Source organism: Chitinophaga jiangningensis (assembly GCF_900142605.1).
Lineage (GTDB): Bacteria > Bacteroidota > Bacteroidia > Chitinophagales > Chitinophagaceae > Chitinophaga > Chitinophaga jiangningensis.
Genome location: NZ_FRBL01000001.1, coordinates 40,428 through 55,638, shown reverse-complemented (window position 1 = coordinate 55,638; position 15,211 = coordinate 40,428). Strand labels below are relative to the sequence as shown.

15 protein-coding genes are annotated in these 15,211 nt (G+C 46.5%); 6 read left to right on the top strand and 9 right to left on the bottom strand.

The features are described 5' to 3' along the window. Positions 1–25: 25 nt before the first annotated feature. On the top strand, positions 26–1,063 hold the full coding sequence (locus BUB18_RS00205) for a DUF4421 domain-containing protein (RefSeq protein WP_073076889.1): 1,038 nt from the start codon (positions 26–28) through the stop codon (positions 1,061–1,063). Here BUB18_RS00205 and BUB18_RS00200 read toward each other — a convergent pair. Both BUB18_RS00200 and BUB18_RS00195 read right to left on the bottom strand, forming a co-directional pair. Beyond that, positions 1,060–1,644 carry an LOG family protein gene (locus BUB18_RS00200; protein WP_073076887.1) on the bottom strand — a complete coding sequence of 195 codons (585 nt, stop codon included), beginning with the start codon at positions 1,642–1,644 and terminating at the stop codon, positions 1,060–1,062. The two genes, BUB18_RS00205 and BUB18_RS00200, sit on opposite strands and share 4 nt — an antisense overlap. Before the next feature lie 3 nt (positions 1,645–1,647). Next, a complete protein-coding gene (locus tag BUB18_RS00195; RefSeq protein ID WP_073076886.1) occupies positions 1,648–2,274 on the bottom strand; it encodes an HD domain-containing protein in 627 nt (208 codons plus the stop codon). Between the two features lie 82 nt (positions 2,275–2,356). Between BUB18_RS00195 and BUB18_RS00190 the strand changes: the two genes are divergently transcribed. Beyond that, complete coding sequence (locus BUB18_RS00190; protein WP_073076884.1) at positions 2,357–2,824, top strand: hypothetical protein; 468 nt, start codon at positions 2,357–2,359, stop codon at positions 2,822–2,824. A gap of 170 nt (positions 2,825–2,994) precedes the next feature. Here the strand turns inward: BUB18_RS00190 and BUB18_RS00185 are convergent, their stop codons facing one another. Next, on the bottom strand, positions 2,995–5,265 hold the full coding sequence (locus BUB18_RS00185) for an aconitate hydratase (protein ID WP_073076882.1): 2,271 nt from the start codon (positions 5,263–5,265) through the stop codon (positions 2,995–2,997). Positions 5,266–5,520: 255 nt separating this feature from the next. Between BUB18_RS00185 and BUB18_RS00180 the strand changes: the two genes are divergently transcribed. Together BUB18_RS00180 and BUB18_RS00175 are read left to right on the top strand one after the other, a co-directional pair. Beyond that, complete coding sequence (locus tag BUB18_RS00180; RefSeq protein ID WP_073076881.1) at positions 5,521–5,742, top strand: PspC domain-containing protein; 222 nt, start codon at positions 5,521–5,523, stop codon at positions 5,740–5,742. Positions 5,743–5,823: 81 nt separating this feature from the next. Next, complete coding sequence (locus tag BUB18_RS00175) at positions 5,824–6,603, top strand: hypothetical protein (RefSeq protein WP_143159771.1); 780 nt, start codon at positions 5,824–5,826, stop codon at positions 6,601–6,603. Between the two features lie 55 nt (positions 6,604–6,658). Here BUB18_RS00175 and BUB18_RS00170 read toward each other — a convergent pair whose 3' ends face one another. Both BUB18_RS00170 and kdsA read right to left on the bottom strand, forming a co-directional pair. Further along, the gene (locus BUB18_RS00170; protein ID WP_083549162.1) at positions 6,659–7,063 is read right to left on the bottom strand and encodes a hypothetical protein; all 405 of its coding nucleotides are present in this window, start codon (positions 7,061–7,063) and stop codon (positions 6,659–6,661) included. 81 nt (positions 7,064–7,144) lie between these two features. After that, the gene (kdsA, locus tag BUB18_RS00165) at positions 7,145–7,963 is read right to left on the bottom strand and encodes a 3-deoxy-8-phosphooctulonate synthase (RefSeq protein WP_073076878.1); all 819 of its coding nucleotides are present in this window, start codon (positions 7,961–7,963) and stop codon (positions 7,145–7,147) included. Between the two features lie 234 nt (positions 7,964–8,197). On the opposite strand from kdsA, the gene BUB18_RS00160 reads away from it, so the two are divergent. Beyond that, on the top strand, positions 8,198–9,136 hold the full coding sequence (locus BUB18_RS00160) for an L-threonine 3-dehydrogenase (protein WP_073076877.1): 939 nt from the start codon (positions 8,198–8,200) through the stop codon (positions 9,134–9,136). Positions 9,137–9,349: 213 nt separating this feature from the next. Beyond that, positions 9,350–11,491 carry a TonB-dependent receptor gene (locus BUB18_RS00155; RefSeq protein ID WP_073078336.1) on the top strand — a complete coding sequence of 714 codons (2,142 nt, stop codon included), beginning with the start codon at positions 9,350–9,352 and terminating at the stop codon, positions 11,489–11,491. Between the two features lie 158 nt (positions 11,492–11,649). Here the strand turns inward: BUB18_RS00155 and BUB18_RS00150 are convergent, their stop codons facing one another. From BUB18_RS00150 to BUB18_RS00135, 4 genes are all read right to left on the bottom strand, one after another. Further along, positions 11,650–12,897, bottom strand: coding sequence for a sulfate adenylyltransferase subunit 1 (locus BUB18_RS00150; protein WP_073076875.1), 1,248 nt, complete (start codon positions 12,895–12,897; stop codon positions 11,650–11,652). 73 nt (positions 12,898–12,970) lie between these two features. Next, the gene (cysD, locus tag BUB18_RS00145) at positions 12,971–13,879 is read right to left on the bottom strand and encodes a sulfate adenylyltransferase subunit CysD (protein WP_073076873.1); all 909 of its coding nucleotides are present in this window, start codon (positions 13,877–13,879) and stop codon (positions 12,971–12,973) included. Between the two features lie 46 nt (positions 13,880–13,925). After that, positions 13,926–14,609: a phosphoadenylyl-sulfate reductase gene (locus tag BUB18_RS00140; RefSeq protein WP_073076872.1), complete on the bottom strand. Its 684-nt coding sequence runs from the start codon at positions 14,607–14,609 to the stop codon at positions 13,926–13,928. A gap of 146 nt (positions 14,610–14,755) precedes the next feature. Next, a complete protein-coding gene (locus tag BUB18_RS00135; protein WP_073076870.1) occupies positions 14,756–15,172 on the bottom strand; it encodes an RrF2 family transcriptional regulator in 417 nt (138 codons plus the stop codon). Between the last annotated feature and the right edge of the window lie 39 nt (positions 15,173–15,211).

Below are 15,211 nucleotides of genomic sequence, written 5' to 3'. Positions count from 1 at the left end.
CCCGCCCTACAACTGGTGTATGCGTATGGTAAAAAGAATCTTTTTGTTTTGCTGCCTCACTTGTTTTGCCCTGATACAGGCAAAGGCACAAAGTGCATTCCTCAGCTGGCTCAAAACAGAAACCGATACCAATTACGTAAAAGACTATACTGACAAAGTCACTTTCCGATTATACGGCTCCCGCAAATTTAACAGCTACGATATTGTAGATACCAGGCAAAATAAGGATATCAAGTACCGCCCCAATTCCCCGTTTAATATCGGGTTTGGTGCCAACTATAAATTTCTCGGCCTGAATCTCGGCTTTAACCTGCCGTTTGTAAACAGGCATAACGACAAATATGGCAAGACTAAATACCTCGACCTGCAGACGCACATTTATCTCCGTAAACTGGTAGTTGATTTTTATGGACAATCCTATAAGGGGTACTATGTAGCCAATCCAACGGAAGTATTCGGAAAAGCTTATGCCTTGCAAAATCCTTATCCACAGCGGCCGGATATTAAAAGCCTGGCGATAGGCCTGGCGGGTCAGTATGTGTTTAATGACAAACGTTTTTCGTACCGGGCGCCTAATTTGCAAAATGAATATCAGGCAAAGAGTGCCGGTTCCTTCCTTGCCGGTGGTGATGTTTTTTATGTACAGGTGGCGGGGGATTCTTCACTGGTGCCCTCCAACCTGGCAGATACTTCGTTTCTGCACGATATCCATTATTATAAGTCCAACATCATGAGTACCACTGCCAGCGTGGGATATGCGTACACGTTTGTGTATAAGGCGCATTGGTTCCTGTCGTTGTCGCTGACCGGCGGCCTGGGGATCAACCGTACCAAGCTGTTCCTGGAAAGCGGTATCGTTACCCGTGACTTCGGCTGGCAAATCAACAATAACATCCGGGCTTCAATCGGGTATAACTCTCCCAGGTATTTCGCCGGAATCCATTATGTGGCTAATACAAATCGCAGTGAAATGTCGCTGCCCAATACCTTTCAGACGTTCAGTGCCGGTAACTTCAGGGTGAGTATGGTACGCAGGTTCACGCTCAGGCACAAACTATTTTAGCTTTCTTTTTCGGACGGAATCCATTTAGGGCCATCTACCGGGCGATAATTTTCCATTTTTTCAATCAGCTGGCTGATCTCATGGCTGTGTAACAACATGTTTTTATTATTGGGAGATAGAAAGCCTTTTGCGGTCATGTTTTCCGCCAGGGCAATCAGCGCGTCATAGTAGCCCTGTGTATTCAAAAGGCCGATGGGCTTATGGTGCAGCCCTAACTGCCCCCAGGTCAGCATTTCAAATAACTCCTCCATAGTACCGAAGCCACCTGGCAGCGCCACTACTCCGTCACAGAGCTCATTCATTTTCGCTTTGCGCTCGTGCATGGTATCGGTGAGGATCAGGTCCGTAAGACCGTTATGTGCCAGTTCTTTTTGTTGCAGAAAATGGGGAAGTACACCAATTACCTCGCCGCCTTCTGAAAGTGCACCATCAGCTACAGCACCCATCAGGCCTACACGGGCACCGCCATATACCAGGCCAATACCTTTCTTTGCGAGCGCAGCACCCAGTAGCATGGCCTGTTCTTTAAAGATGTCGTGGTTGCCCATACTGGACCCACAATACACTGCTATTCTTTTCATACCTTATAATGTTGCAATTTCATTTTCAATATTTTTTCGGGCACTTGCTTCCAGTTGTTCCCGAAAGGTTTCCGTACAGTAAATAAAAGGCTTTTCGAGGAAATGACGCAGTACTTTCTTTCTGCCCGGATTGTATAGCAGGTCAGGGTATGCAGCATATTCCTGCCGGATCTGTTGTGTATAGCGGTGATAAGTACCCTCGTTAGTACCAAGTATTTCAAGGTCCAGGTCGAGCAGGATGCAGGTATCCGGGTTATCGCCGGCTGTATGGGTTTTAGTAGCCATAATTAACGCTGCCACCTCGTCAATTTCATCTCCCCAAAAATTTATTTTATGTAAAAAATCAACGGCTGCGGCAGCACTTTTTTCTTCGTTATCCTTTGCCGTTGCATCATACACCACATCATGAAAAAATATGGCAAACAGCATGGCGTCTTTATCACGGATCAGTGTCTCATGAAGGTAGGCGCTGCTGATCATATTGCGTATATGCGTGAGCGTATGATAGTGGCGGCCTTCTTCGTTATAGGCAGCTGTGAGCTGCTCAAAGGAAGTTTTTATGAGCGCTTCATTAGTAGTGTATTTGCTGCAGAGGTCCGTCCAGAGATATTCGAGAATTAACGGTTTCATGATAAGTAAAGTTAGGCTTATTCGCGCAGCTATATAGCATACAGGGCTTGATATTTATAATTGAAGTTTATTAATTTACGGCATGGAATATTTGGAGAGATATGGAATTATTTTATTGCTGGTAATAATAGTAATTGGCATTGCATATGGCTTTGCAAGCTGGTTTTCCATACCCTCGGAAAGGAGAAAATTGATAAAAGGGAATTTAATCGTGCGGTCATATATTGGACTTTCGCTATTATTGCTGGTATCCTATCCTGTATTGAAGGTTATTATGCTGGTGGACCGGCAATACACAATAGGAGTGACGGAGAAAGTGGTGTATAGAAGAAACAGTGCCGGTGTTCAATATTCGCTTTGTGTAAACGGTTCAATGTACTATGGCGATGCAGAAATTGGATCGGTTAAGCACCCTCACCACAGGTATTTAGTAAAATACATCCCCTGGTTCCCCTACATGAATGAAATGTTGTCCACATATGAAATCACTGATTCCACTATCTCGGAACCTGTTATAGGCTGGGATGAAATACCGCTAGGTCTTAAGTAATTATGATTGCTGACGTAACAAATATAATTGCAACTGTTATAGTCGCAAACAAAGGTCGTTCAAGGAATGCCCGTGTGGTATAGGTGAAATTTTAGCAAAATTGCATTACAATAAAAAAGGACCGCAATCACTTGCGGTCCTTTTTTTATGCTTTTAACCTAACGGTTTAATTACGCTTTTTTAGCAGCTTCTGCACGGATTACGTTCAGTGCGCCACCAGCTTTAAACCACTCGATCTGTTGTTCGTTATAAGTGTGGTTTACAGGGAACTCGTCTGTGCTGCCATCTTTGTGGTGCAGCACTACGGTCAGCTGTTTACCAGGAGCGAAGGTAGTCAGACCCAGGATGTCGATGTTGTCATCTTCCTGTACTTTATCGTAGTCTTCTTTGTTAGCGAAAGTCAGACCCAGCATACCCTGCTTTTTCAGGTTAGTTTCGTGGATACGGGCGAAAGATTTCACCAGGATAGCACGAACACCCAGGTGACGTGGTTCCATTGCAGCGTGTTCGCGGCTGGAGCCTTCACCATAGTTTTCATCACCTACTACTACTGCACCCAAACCAGCAGCTTTGTAAGCGCGCATGGTAGCAGGTACTGCACCATATTCGCCAGTCAGCTCGTTCTTAACAGTATCAGTTTTATCGTTGAATGCGTTTACCGCACCGATCAGCATGTTGTTGGAAATGTTATCCAGGTGACCGCGGTATTTCAACCATGGACCAGCCATAGAGATGTGGTCAGTAGTACATTTACCTTTTGCTTTGATCAGCAGTTTCAGGCCTTTCAGATCAGTACCTTCCCATGGAGCGAATGGTTGCAGCAGTTGCAGACGATCAGAAGTAGGAGAAACAATTACCTGAACACCGCTACCATCTTCAGCAGGAGCCTGGTAACCGGCATCTTCCACTGCGAAACCTTTCACCGGCAGCTCAAAACCTTTAGGTTCATCCAGTTTCACCTGTTCGCCGTTCTTGTTAGTCAGGGTGTCAGTGAGTGGGTTGAAGGTCAGGTCACCAGCGATAGCCAGTGCTGTTACGATTTCAGGAGATGCTACGAATGCGTGGGTAGAAGCCAGACCATCATTTCTTTTCGCAAAGTTACGGTTGAAAGAAGTGATGATAGAGTTCTTACGGTTAGGGTCATCTACGTGACGCGCCCATTGACCGATACAAGGTCCGCAGGCGTTAGCCAGTACAACACCACCTACCTGTGCAAAAGTGTTCAGCAAACCGTCTCTTTCGATGGTGTAGCGAACCAGCTCAGAACCAGGAGTGATCGTATATTCAGATTTCATACCCAGGCCTTTGTCGATAGCTTGTTGAGCCAGCGATGCAGAACGGGAGATATCTTCGTAAGAAGAGTTGGTGCAGGAACCGATCAGGGCAACTTCCAGTTTCTCAGGCCAGTTGTTTTCTTTCACCGCCTGGGCAAATTTGCTGATAGGCCATGCCAGATCCGGCGTGAAAGGACCGTTTACATATGGTTCCAGTTCGTCCAGGTTGATTTCAATCACCTGATCGTAGAATTTCGCAGGGTCAGCGTATACTTCAGCATCCGGACGCAGGTGTTCTTTTACCGCGTCAGCAGCTGCAGCAACTTCCGCTCTGCTGGTGAGTTTCAGGTACTCAGCCATTTTTTCGTCGTAAGCAAACAGAGAGCAGGTTGCACCAATTTCAGCACCCATGTTACAGATAGTAGCTTTACCGGTAGCGCTGAAAGAATCAGCACCTTCGCCAAAGTACTCCACGATTGCACCGGTACCACCTTTTACAGTCAGGATACCAGCCACTTTCAGGATGATGTCTTTCGCAGAGGTCCAGCCACTCATTTTACCGGTCAGTTTCACACCGATCAGTTTAGGCATTTTGAGCTCCCATGGCAGGCCAGCCATCACGTCTACCGCGTCAGCACCACCAACACCAATGGCCACCATACCCAAACCACCCGCGTTAGGCGTGTGAGAGTCAGTACCGATCATCATACCACCCGGGAATGCATAGTTTTCCAGCACTACCTGGTGAATGATACCAGCACCTGGTTTCCAGAAACCAATACCGTATTTATCAGAAATGGAAGATAAGAAGGCGTAAACCTCTTTATTTGTATCGTTAGCTATCGCAAGGTCCTGAACGGCACCCACTTTAGCCTGTATAAGGTGATCGCAGTGAACAGTAGAAGGAACCGCAACTTTGTCGCGACCTGCAGTCATAAACTGGAGCAAAGCCATCTGGGCTGTAGCATCCTGCATCGCTACACGGTCAGGAGCAAAATCTACATAAGATTTACCTCTTTCAAAGGGAGTAGATGTAGGTGCGGATAAGTGTGCGTATAAAATCTTCTCGGCCAGTGTGAGCGGACGACCTAACATTTTACGGGTCGCTTCCACCTTACCCGGTAATGCCGCATACACTCCTTTAATCATGTCAATATCAAACACCATGATAGAAAAATATTTAAGAGCGGTTAAAAATTGGTTGCAAAATTACACATAAATCAACAAGTTTTTAAATTAAATCAGGTGAATATGAAACCTCACAACGTTAATGTTAATTATTATATTTAATTTTTGAACAACGTTCATTACTGCGACTATACGGCAGAAACTGATAAGCTAATGATAATCAATCAATAATTAGCCCGCTAAAATGGCAGATGACAGCTTGCTTTTCAGAAGGAAAATTGATAAATTTGAAGCATGAACCGTATTAAAGACTTCGTGGAATGGAAGGCCTTCGGAGTTTGCAATGCTATTGGAGACCGATTAGGTGTTGCAACTTCCCGCATCCGCCTCTTTTTCATCTATGCCACTTTCCTGACAATGGGATCTCCACTCATCGTGTACATGATCCTCGCTTTCTGGATGAATATGAAAAATTACATCCTGAACGCACGCCGTAACCCGGTGCGTTACCTGTAATTATTTAAAAATCAATTTGTTTGGTTAAATTCGCCGCCCTAAAGAATTTGACCGATGAGATTTTATGCATTAGTATGCGCAATGGCTGCACTTTTGGGACTTGCTGCATGCTCCTCAAAAAATGAAACCATTTCCCCCGGCATTCCACCAGCAGCAAAAGACCAACGTATTACCTTTTATGAGGTTTTTGCAGGTAATGATACCATTAGATTTAACCATGCCCGTATGACCTACGACGCGCAAGGGCGTATCCTAACATTGGATGATGGCTATGGAATTACTACTTACACTTATACGAACGATATTATTTCCTCCCTTTACAAAATTCCCGTGGGAGACGGCAGATTCTACCAATTTGCCACCACCTCTTACATAAACAAGATAACAGGAACAACAGATTCACTGATCGCTACTAACTGGATAGGAGAGGCTGCCCCATACCTGAAAACACTCACCAAACATACCTATAATAGCCAGAACGGCCTGGTTGAAAGTGTCACCTACGACATGCTGCGTAATAATCTCTATCTCAAAACAGATAAAATTATAAGAGATCCTCTGAACAGGCCTATCACGGTTATATCTGGCAATTACGTCAGCCATTACATCTTCGAAGATGAACCCTATGTTGGACAGGCGTTTATTTATTTTCCCAACCAGGGAGTGACTACAGCCAATCACTGTTATCTCGCCACTGATCTGACGATTACCGATACCCTCGGTGCTGTATGGAGTAAATGGAAATATGAAACTACCAGGAACGCTGCCGGGTTAATAACAGAAATTAAAACTCATACACTTAACGCTTCCGGTGTTGTCCAGGATACAACACGATACAGTTATCAATACGCATCCAATTAAAACAAAAAGCCCCGGACATCACTATCCGGGGCTTTCTGTTAATTATTTTTCATCGCTATTCCAAATGATAATTAGTCATTCCATGATAATGATTCTGCAGCTCATTCAGCGTAATAGGATGCTTCAACTGCCGGAACTCATCCCTGAAATGCAACACCAGCAATGGATCATGCCCGTCAGGATACCAGCGTACCGAAAAAGGTCCCCTCACATATAAAGTCCCTTTTCCATTACCGGACTGCGCATCCTCCACATGAAACTGCAGCCTCAGCAGCGTTTCCGGCGTCAGCGGAATTGATTTCAGGTTGTCAAGATCATACCAGAACTCATTTTCATTTTCTGTGGAAACGAGTACCTTCTTTTCTTCGTGGTCCACCTCCAGAATAGTACCTTCCCTTTCCACTCCTCCGTAACTAGTAATAACAGTATCACCCGATTTTAAATGGTGTAAGTTTATCATAGCGAGAACGATTTAAAGTGTTATATGAATATACATAAAACGCATCAAATCATCAAGATGTTCGAAGTGGAATCGACGGTATTATTTTACCACTTTCCGGATAGCCACCAGCTGCTCCAGGAGCTCTTCCAGTAAGTCTAAACGCAGCATGTTAGCACCGTCAGACTTTGCACAGGCAGGGTCCGGATGCGTTTCAATAAACAAACCATCGGCACCGGTTGCAATAGCCGCCTTGGCAATAGTACCAATCAGCTTTGGATTACCACCGGTAACACCACTGGTCTGATTCGGCTGTTGCAAGGAATGCGTACAGTCCATCACCACCGGCTGACCCAGCTCACGCATGATTGGAATATTACGGTAATCCACCACCAGATCCTGGTAGCCAAAAGTAGTACCGCGCTCCGTAAGCATGATATTATCGTTGCCTGCGCCCTTGATCTTCTCTACCGCAAATTTCATGGCCTCACCACTCAAAAACTGCCCTTTCTTTACGTTTACCACTTTACCGGTTTCCGCAGCTGCCAGCAAAATATCTGTCTGGCGGGACAGGAATGCCGGAATCTGCAGCACGTCCACATAAGCGGCCGCCATAGCTGCTTCCGCAGCAGAATGTATATCTGATGTTACAGGAACATTAAACGTCTTTCCTATCTTTTGTAACAGCTCCAGGCCCTCTACATCACCAATGCCGGTGAAAGAATGAATACTGGTACGGTTAGCTTTACGATACGATGCTTTGAAAATATATGGAATCTCCAGTCGCTTACAAATGCCTGAAACCTTCTCGGCCACAGTCATCAGCAATTCTTCTTCTTCAATCACACACGGGCCCGCAATCAGGAAAAAGTTATCCGGATTATACTGCTGCCCCTGGAACAATGTTTTTAAATGCTTCATCTTGAAATTTTTTCTGTTGATTCAGGTTGCAAAGGTAACTTTTATATCTCAGTTATTAGGTAGCTCAACAGCCTCCATGTAAGGCCATTGTCATAATAATGTAATCCGGCAACAATTCCATTCGCAATTGGTAATTGGTATTGTTAAAGCATTGTCATCCAGTGCAGGGCGTTGATCGAAAATAGCGGGGAAGCCTTTAATATTACGTCCGTTTAGAAAAATACTGAACTTTTTATGAAGAAAGATAAGATCCTGGTTATTGGTGCCTGTGGACAAATTGGCGTGGAGCTGACCCTGGCCTTGAGAAAAATGTACGGGGAATCAAATGTACTGGCTTCCGACCTGCGTGAAGAGCATGACCTGCTCAAAGGTACCGGTCCTTATGTGTCCCTCGATGTGATGAACAAAGAAATGCTGCACGTACTGGTCATCCGCCACAATATCACCCAGATCTATCTGCTGGCCGCCATCCTATCGGCTACCGGCGAAAAAAATCCACTGCTGGCATGGCATATCAACATGCAATCTCTGCTTAACGTACTGGACATCGCCAAGGAAGAACACCTCGATAAAGTTTACTGGCCCAGCTCCATCGCTGTCTTCGGTCCTAACTCCCCGATGCAGGAAACGCCGCAGCACACCATCATCGAACCTACCACCATCTATGGTATCAGCAAATTCGCCGGCGAACGCTGGTGCGAATACTATAACCACCGTTATGGCGTGGATGTAAGAAGTCTGCGTTACCCTGGCCTCATCAGCTACAAATCAGCACCAGGTGGCGGTACCACCGATTACGCGGTAGAAATTTTCCACGAAGCCAAAGAAAATAAGAAGTACACCAGCTTCTTATCCGAAAATACCTATCTCCCTATGATGTATATGCCGGATGCCATCCGCGCCACCATCGAACTGATGGAAGCCGACGCGTCTAAAATATCCATCAGGTCCGCTTATAACCTTTCTGCAATGAGCTTCTCTCCAAAGGAAATCGCCGCAGAAATCAAAAAACATATTCCTGATTTTACCATCTCCTACGAACCAGACTACCGCCAGCAAATCGCTGACGGATGGCCAAACAGCATGGACGATACGCAGGCCCGCACCGACTGGGGCTGGAAGCCGGAGTACGACCTCGCTAAAATGACCAAAGATATGCTGGACCATATCTAAGCATCTGAAAAATATCTTAAAGGCTAAAAGGCCGTCAATCTTACGATTGGCGGCTTTTTTTATTTGCGCGTAGCCACTAACGGTAATACCTGCACGAAACGGGAACATTTTTTACCTCCAGAAATTCCGGATCGCGTAAATACTCTCACCCACTCCCTGCTTAACTTTGCGAACTTTCAAATTCGCAATCTGATAAATCGCTATAAAAATTTTATGTACAAACCGCTGACTACAATGCCCCTGCTGTTCCTGGCTGCGAGCGCCTTCGCGCAAAAGCAGGCCACCACAGAAAAAGATTCCCTACAACAAAAACACCTCGGCGAAGTAGTCGTTTCCGCCAACAGACGCCCCGTTACACTGGACCATGTACCTTCTTCGGTAACGATCCTTTCCAAAAAAACGCTGGATAACAACATGGCTGTTACTACTGACGTTACAGATATCCTCGCCAGGGAAGTACCTGGAATGGCTCCCGGCGCTCAAACCAACAGCAACGTGGGTCAGGGCCTCCGCGGACGTTCTGTACTCGTTATGATCGACGGTATCCCACAATCTTCCCCGCTGCGTAATGGTGAGGTAGACCTCCGCTCCATCGATCCCGCTGTACTCGAAAGGGTGGAAGTCCTCAAAGGGGCTACCGCCATCTACGGCAACGGTGCTACCGGCGGTTTAATCAACTATATCACCGCTAACCCTACAGGCGATAAACCACTCTCCGGCAAAACTTCAGTTAATATGACCGGCGGACTCGTTGGCCTCAAAAACAGTGTAGGCGGCCGCTTCGGTCAGATGCTGCAAGGGAAATCCGGCAAATGGGAATACATGGCCAGCGGTGTTTACGAGCAAACCGGCGAATATAAAGATGCAAACGGTGAACTGGTAGGTCCTAACTACAGCCTCGGTGAAACCGAAACCTGGAACGGCTACGCCAAAGCAGGCTATCATATCAACAGCCGCCAGAAACTGCAGCTGATGTACAACTTCTTCCGCAGCCAGCAAAACAGCAACTATACACTGGTTAACGGGGACATCGCCAAAGGCATACCTGCCACCGGCGTATTGGGTAAAACTGCCGGTACCCCTACCGGCTCCAAAGGCAATCATAACGTGCACCTCGTGTACCAGGCGGATTCCCTGATCGGTGCTACCTCCCTTACGGCAGATGCTTACTTCGAGTCAAGGGATGATATCTTTTATGTTTCCTTCGGGAGATTTGAAGGCGGCGACGGACAATCCCACACGCTCGATAAAAAGAAAGGATTAAGACTCATGCTGAACTCACCGCTTCTCAACCGCGGTAGTTTCTCCGGAAATATCTCCTATGGTGCGGACCTCCTCAACGATATCACCTCCCAGCCACTGGTAGATGGCCGCGTATGGGTACCGGAAATGAATATGCTCAACTACGCACCCTTTGCAGAAACACAGTTCACCTTCTGGGATAACATTATCCTGAAAGCCGGCGTGCGCGTTGAAAATGTAGGCGTAAAAGTAAAAGACTATACCACCCTGCAACTGACCAGTGGCGGTACGGTAGTATCACCTGCCATAGCTGTAAAAGGCGGCGATCTGAACTACACAGCCAAATTATTTAACGCAGGTATCCGCTACAACAGGCTACCGCTGTTTATGCCGTACTTTAGCTTCTCACAAGGTTTCTCCGTATCCGATGTGGGCCTCGCACTGCGTGATTCCAAAGTAAACGATATCAGGAAAATCAACACCGAGGCGGTGCTGGTAAACAACTACGAGCTGGGTTTTGTAACAGAACATAAAGGACTGCGCTTTGAGCTGAGCAGCTTTGTTAGCACCAGCAAACTGGGTGCAGATATGATTTTCGACCCCAACACGGGCCTGTTTAACGTGAGTCGTACCCCGGAAAGAATTTATGGTTTCGAAGCGGCTGTATCCTACTCCGTGTTGAAAAACCTGGACCTGAGCGCTACTTACAGCTACCTGGAAGGAAAAGCAGATACTGCAAAAACTGGTGGAAGCTATAATGTATACCTGAATGGGCGTCGCATTGCACCTCCTAAAATCACCGGTACGGTGGCCTATCGCCCGCTGAAAGACCTGGAAGTAAGAATACAGTATTTAGGTGTGCAGGGCCGCGACAGGTTCGCAAAAAATGCCAAAGGTGTGTATAACGGAAACGAAGGCGCAGTAAAGGCTTACAACTTGTTTAATTTTGCAGCCAGCTATAAACTGAACCCTAAAACCATGTTTACGCTCGGTGTGGAAAACCTGTTTAATGAGGATTACTTCCCGGCGCGCTCACAGTGGTTTATGCAGCCAGGTTTCTATGCTAAAGGCCGCGGGGCTTCTTTCAATTTGGGAATAGCTATCACTTACTAATTATTAACCTTCTTCAGCTCGCTGAATATAACGGCGAAAATATTCGCAGGCCTCGCGCAGCGCCGAACTCCCCGGAAAAACCGAAGGTGTTGCCACTAATTAAAAAAAGACGGATGCCCCAGGCGTCCGTCTTTTTTTAATATCAATAAGCAGTGGATCTATTCTATAAATCCAACCGCCACCGTTGTATTATTAAACTCGTCGATCAGGATAAACGCGCCATTGGCCGGGTTTACACTGTATGGATCTGCTAATACCGGAGATGCCGTTTTTACGGTAATCTTACCGATATCGTTCAGTCCCATGGAAGTTTTATCAGTAGTTTGCTGATAGTTGGTTACATCAATCACATAATTGATCTGCTGCACTTTCGCTTTCACGCGGTTGATGCCATGTTGCAGCAGGTAGGTTTTACCCGGGGTGAGCGGCTGTGCGTCCATCCAGCAGATTTGTGCTGCAATTTCCTTGAGTTGTTGCGGTTGCTGATCGGTTTTCACGAGCATGTTACCGCGACTACTATCAATCTCATCTTCCAGGGTAATTACCACGCTTTCTCTTGCCTGTGCAGTGTCCAGCTGTTTTTCGAACTGCTCAATCGTTTTGATTTTGCTTTTCTGGCCGGAAGGCAGGGAGATGACCTCGTCGCCTACACTGAAATGACCACTGGCCACTTTACCGGCAAATCCACGGAAATCGTGGTATTCGGTGGTACGTGGGCGGATCACGCTCTGGATCGGAAAGCGGGCAGGGTGTATGCTGTCGGCATGATCAAACTGCACCTGTTCCAGGTAATCCAGCAGGGTAGGGCCCTGGTACCAGTTGATGGCGCCGTTGGTGGTGGCTACGTTTTCGCCGTAAAGGGATGAAACCGGGATAAAGGCTACATCCTGGGCTTTGAAGGAAGCGTTCTGCAGCAGTTGCTGGAACTCTTCCACGATTTGATTAAATCGTGCTTCGCTGTATTCTACCAGGTCCATTTTATTGACGCAAACCACCAGGTAAGGAATACGCAGGAGGCTGGCGATGAAGAAGTGGCGGTAAGTCTGTTCCACAATGCCTTTGCGGGCATCGATGAGGATCAGGGACACCTGTGCGTTAGAGGCACCGGTAACCATGTTACGGGTATATTCCACATGGCCGGGCGTATCGGCAATAATGTATTTGCGGGTAGGAGTGGAGAAGTAGATGTGAGCCACATCAATGGTGATGCCTTGCTCGCGTTCCGCTACCAGTCCGTCGGTGAGCAGGGAGAGGTCAGTAAAGTCCAGTCCCTTGCGTTTGCTGGCAGCATGTAAGGCTTCCATTTTATCCTGGGGGATGGAGTTTGTATCGTAAAGTAAACGGCCTATAAGTGTGCTTTTACCATCGTCCACACTACCGGAGGTGGCTATACGTAATACTTCCATTGTTTATATTTTTTTGCAGTGCCTGCGGCCCTGCTGTTTTTATTTAGGGAGATATCAGGGCAGTTGGGCAAAATTAAAAGTAACCTGCCTGTTTGCGCTTTTCCATAGCGGCTTCAGAACGTTTGTCATCGATACGGGCACCTCTTTCAGATATTTTCGCTTCCATGATTTCGGCAATAATATCTTCGAGCTTGTCGGCATCAGAGATAACGGCAGCAGTACAGGTCATATCACCTACGGTACGGAAGCGTACTTTCTGGCGGTATGGCACTTCTTCTGCGGTGGTGTTAAGATATTCCGAATAAGGCCAGTATAAACCGTCTCTTTCAATGATTTCCCTTTCGTGTGCGAAATAGATAGAAGGAATTTCCAGTTTTTCGCGGCGGATGTAATTCCATACATCCAGCTCCGTCCAGTTGGAAATGGGGAAAACTCTAACGTTTTCGCCTATATTAATTTTTCCGTTGAGGATATCAAACAGTTCAGGGCGCTGCATTTTAGCGTTCCATTGTCCAAACTCATCACGAACGGAGAATATTCTTTCCTTGGCACGGGCTTTTTCTTCATCGCGGCGGGCGCCTCCGATGCAGGCATCAAACTTACCTTCTTCGATGGCATCGAGGAGGGTAACGGTTTGTAAAGCGTTGCGGCTGGCGTATTTGCCGGTTTCTTCCTGTACTTTACCCTGGTCGATGCTATCCTGTACATTGCGAACAATGATATCGAGGCCGAGGGAGTCTACGAGCCAATCGCGAAACTGGATCGTTTCCGGGAAGTTATGTCCCGTATCTACATGCAGTAATGGAAATGGAATTTTACCGGGGTAAAAGGCCTTTTGGGCCAGGCGTACGAGTGTGATAGAGTCCTTGCCACCTGAAAAAAGGAGTACAGGTTTCTCAAACTGGGCAGCCGTTTCTCGTAAAATATAAATGGCTTCATCTTCCAGTGCCTGCGGAAATTCCCAATTGATCTGATTCGTCATTGGACTATAATTAAGTGAATGCAATATTGTTTGTTAGTAGTGGAACTTAGCCATGGAGGCCGCATTCCTTGTGAGATTCTTCCCACCACCAGCGTCCGGCTCTTGGCTGTTCGCCCGGTTCGATGGCGCGGGTACAAGGGGCACAGCCAATGCTGATAAAGCCTTTGTCGTGCAGCTTGTTATACGGTACATTATGCTCCGAAAGGTACTGGATTACTTCATCATATCCCCAATGAATCAGCGGATTGTATTTATATAACCGTCTTTGCTCATCCCATTCTATTACTTTCATATCATGACGGTTTTCGGATTGCTCGGCGCGCAGGCCGGTAATCCAGACCTTCACCCCTTCCAATGCCCTGTTTAGCGGCACTATCTTGCGGATGCCACAACACTCTTTCCGGTTGGCCACTGATTCATAAAAGCTGTTTGGTCCCTTTTGTCTGATCAGCTGCTCTACAGCAGCAGTTTCCGGGAAATACACGTCAATCGGTTGCTTGTAACGTGCCATTGTCAGATCTATGAGGTCATAGGTTTCCTGAAACAGTCGCCCTGTATCCAGGGTAAATACCCGAACGGGCAGTTGGTTCTTCCAGATAATATCTGCGATTACCTGGTCTTCCTGGCCAAACGAGGTGCTGAAGGCTACCGCTCCCGGATATTGTTCGGTGAGGTATTGGATGCCCTCCGCTACCGACAAGTTGTCCAGCGCGGTGGTAATGTCTGTCATGTAATACTTCCTTATAGTGATATGCTTGTGCCAGCAGTATACAAAAATACATAAATCCTATAAAAAAGATAGACTAAATGGGTATAAGTGGAAAAAAAATGCCCCTGCGAACACAGGAGCATTTTAATTAATTGAAAATGAATCTCTTAGCTTTTGGTAAGGATGTCCTTCAGTGTTTTATTTTCTAATATCTTCAGCGCGGAGTCCCTCACTCTTCCCATTACCTCGTTCAAACCACAAACGGCTTCGTCGCGGCAGTTCTCACAGCGCTCATAATAATTCAGGCTCACGCAGGGAAGCAGGGCAATAGGACCATCCAGCAGTCGGATGATCTTGGCCAAAGCAATCTCCTTTGGAGGCTTCATCAGGTAATATCCGCCACCTTTACCTTTCTTACTACCCAGGATACCAGAGTTTTTCAGCTCCAGCAGGATGTTTTCAAGAAATTTAATGGAGATACTTTTTTCCTGTGCAATCTCGGAGATCAGGATTGGTCCTTTATCTACATTCTCGGCCAGGTAAATTAAAGCGTGAAATGCGTATTGTGTTTTCTTCGATAACATATCGTCTGATTTGCATCCCTCCCGGATGAACTTTAAGTT

What these genes read in the sequence shown, in the direction of transcription:
- BUB18_RS00200 (WP_073076887.1), bottom strand. Translation starts at nt 1,644, where the DNA reads ATGAAAAGAATAGCAGTGTATTGTGGGTCCAGTATGGGCAACCACGAC.
- BUB18_RS00195 (WP_073076886.1), bottom strand. Translation starts at nt 2,274, where the DNA reads ATGAAACCGTTAATTCTCGAATATCTCTGGACGGACCTCTGCAGCAAA.
- BUB18_RS00135 (WP_073076870.1), bottom strand. Translation starts at nt 15,172, where the DNA reads ATGTTATCGAAGAAAACACAATACGCATTTCACGCTTTAATTTACCTG.
- BUB18_RS00190 (WP_073076884.1), top strand. Translation starts at nt 2,357, where the DNA reads ATGGAATATTTGGAGAGATATGGAATTATTTTATTGCTGGTAATAATA.
- BUB18_RS00150 (WP_073076875.1), bottom strand. Translation starts at nt 12,897, where the DNA reads ATGGAAGTATTACGTATAGCCACCTCCGGTAGTGTGGACGATGGTAAA.
- kdsA (WP_073076878.1), bottom strand. Translation starts at nt 7,963, where the DNA reads ATGAAGCATTTAAAAACATTGTTCCAGGGGCAGCAGTATAATCCGGAT.
- BUB18_RS00170 (WP_083549162.1), bottom strand. Translation starts at nt 7,063, where the DNA reads ATGATAAACTTACACCATTTAAAATCGGGTGATACTGTTATTACTAGT.
- BUB18_RS00185 (WP_073076882.1), bottom strand. Translation starts at nt 5,265, where the DNA reads ATGGTGTTTGATATTGACATGATTAAAGGAGTGTATGCGGCATTACCG.
- BUB18_RS00205 (WP_073076889.1), top strand. Translation starts at nt 26, where the DNA reads ATGGTAAAAAGAATCTTTTTGTTTTGCTGCCTCACTTGTTTTGCCCTG.
- BUB18_RS00140 (WP_073076872.1), bottom strand. Translation starts at nt 14,609, where the DNA reads ATGACAGACATTACCACCGCGCTGGACAACTTGTCGGTAGCGGAGGGC.
- BUB18_RS00155 (WP_073078336.1), top strand. Translation starts at nt 9,350, where the DNA reads ATGTACAAACCGCTGACTACAATGCCCCTGCTGTTCCTGGCTGCGAGC.
- BUB18_RS00180 (WP_073076881.1), top strand. Translation starts at nt 5,521, where the DNA reads ATGAACCGTATTAAAGACTTCGTGGAATGGAAGGCCTTCGGAGTTTGC.
- BUB18_RS00160 (WP_073076877.1), top strand. Translation starts at nt 8,198, where the DNA reads ATGAAGAAAGATAAGATCCTGGTTATTGGTGCCTGTGGACAAATTGGC.
- BUB18_RS00175 (WP_143159771.1), top strand. Translation starts at nt 5,824, where the DNA reads ATGGCTGCACTTTTGGGACTTGCTGCATGCTCCTCAAAAAATGAAACC.
- cysD (WP_073076873.1), bottom strand. Translation starts at nt 13,879, where the DNA reads ATGACGAATCAGATCAATTGGGAATTTCCGCAGGCACTGGAAGATGAA.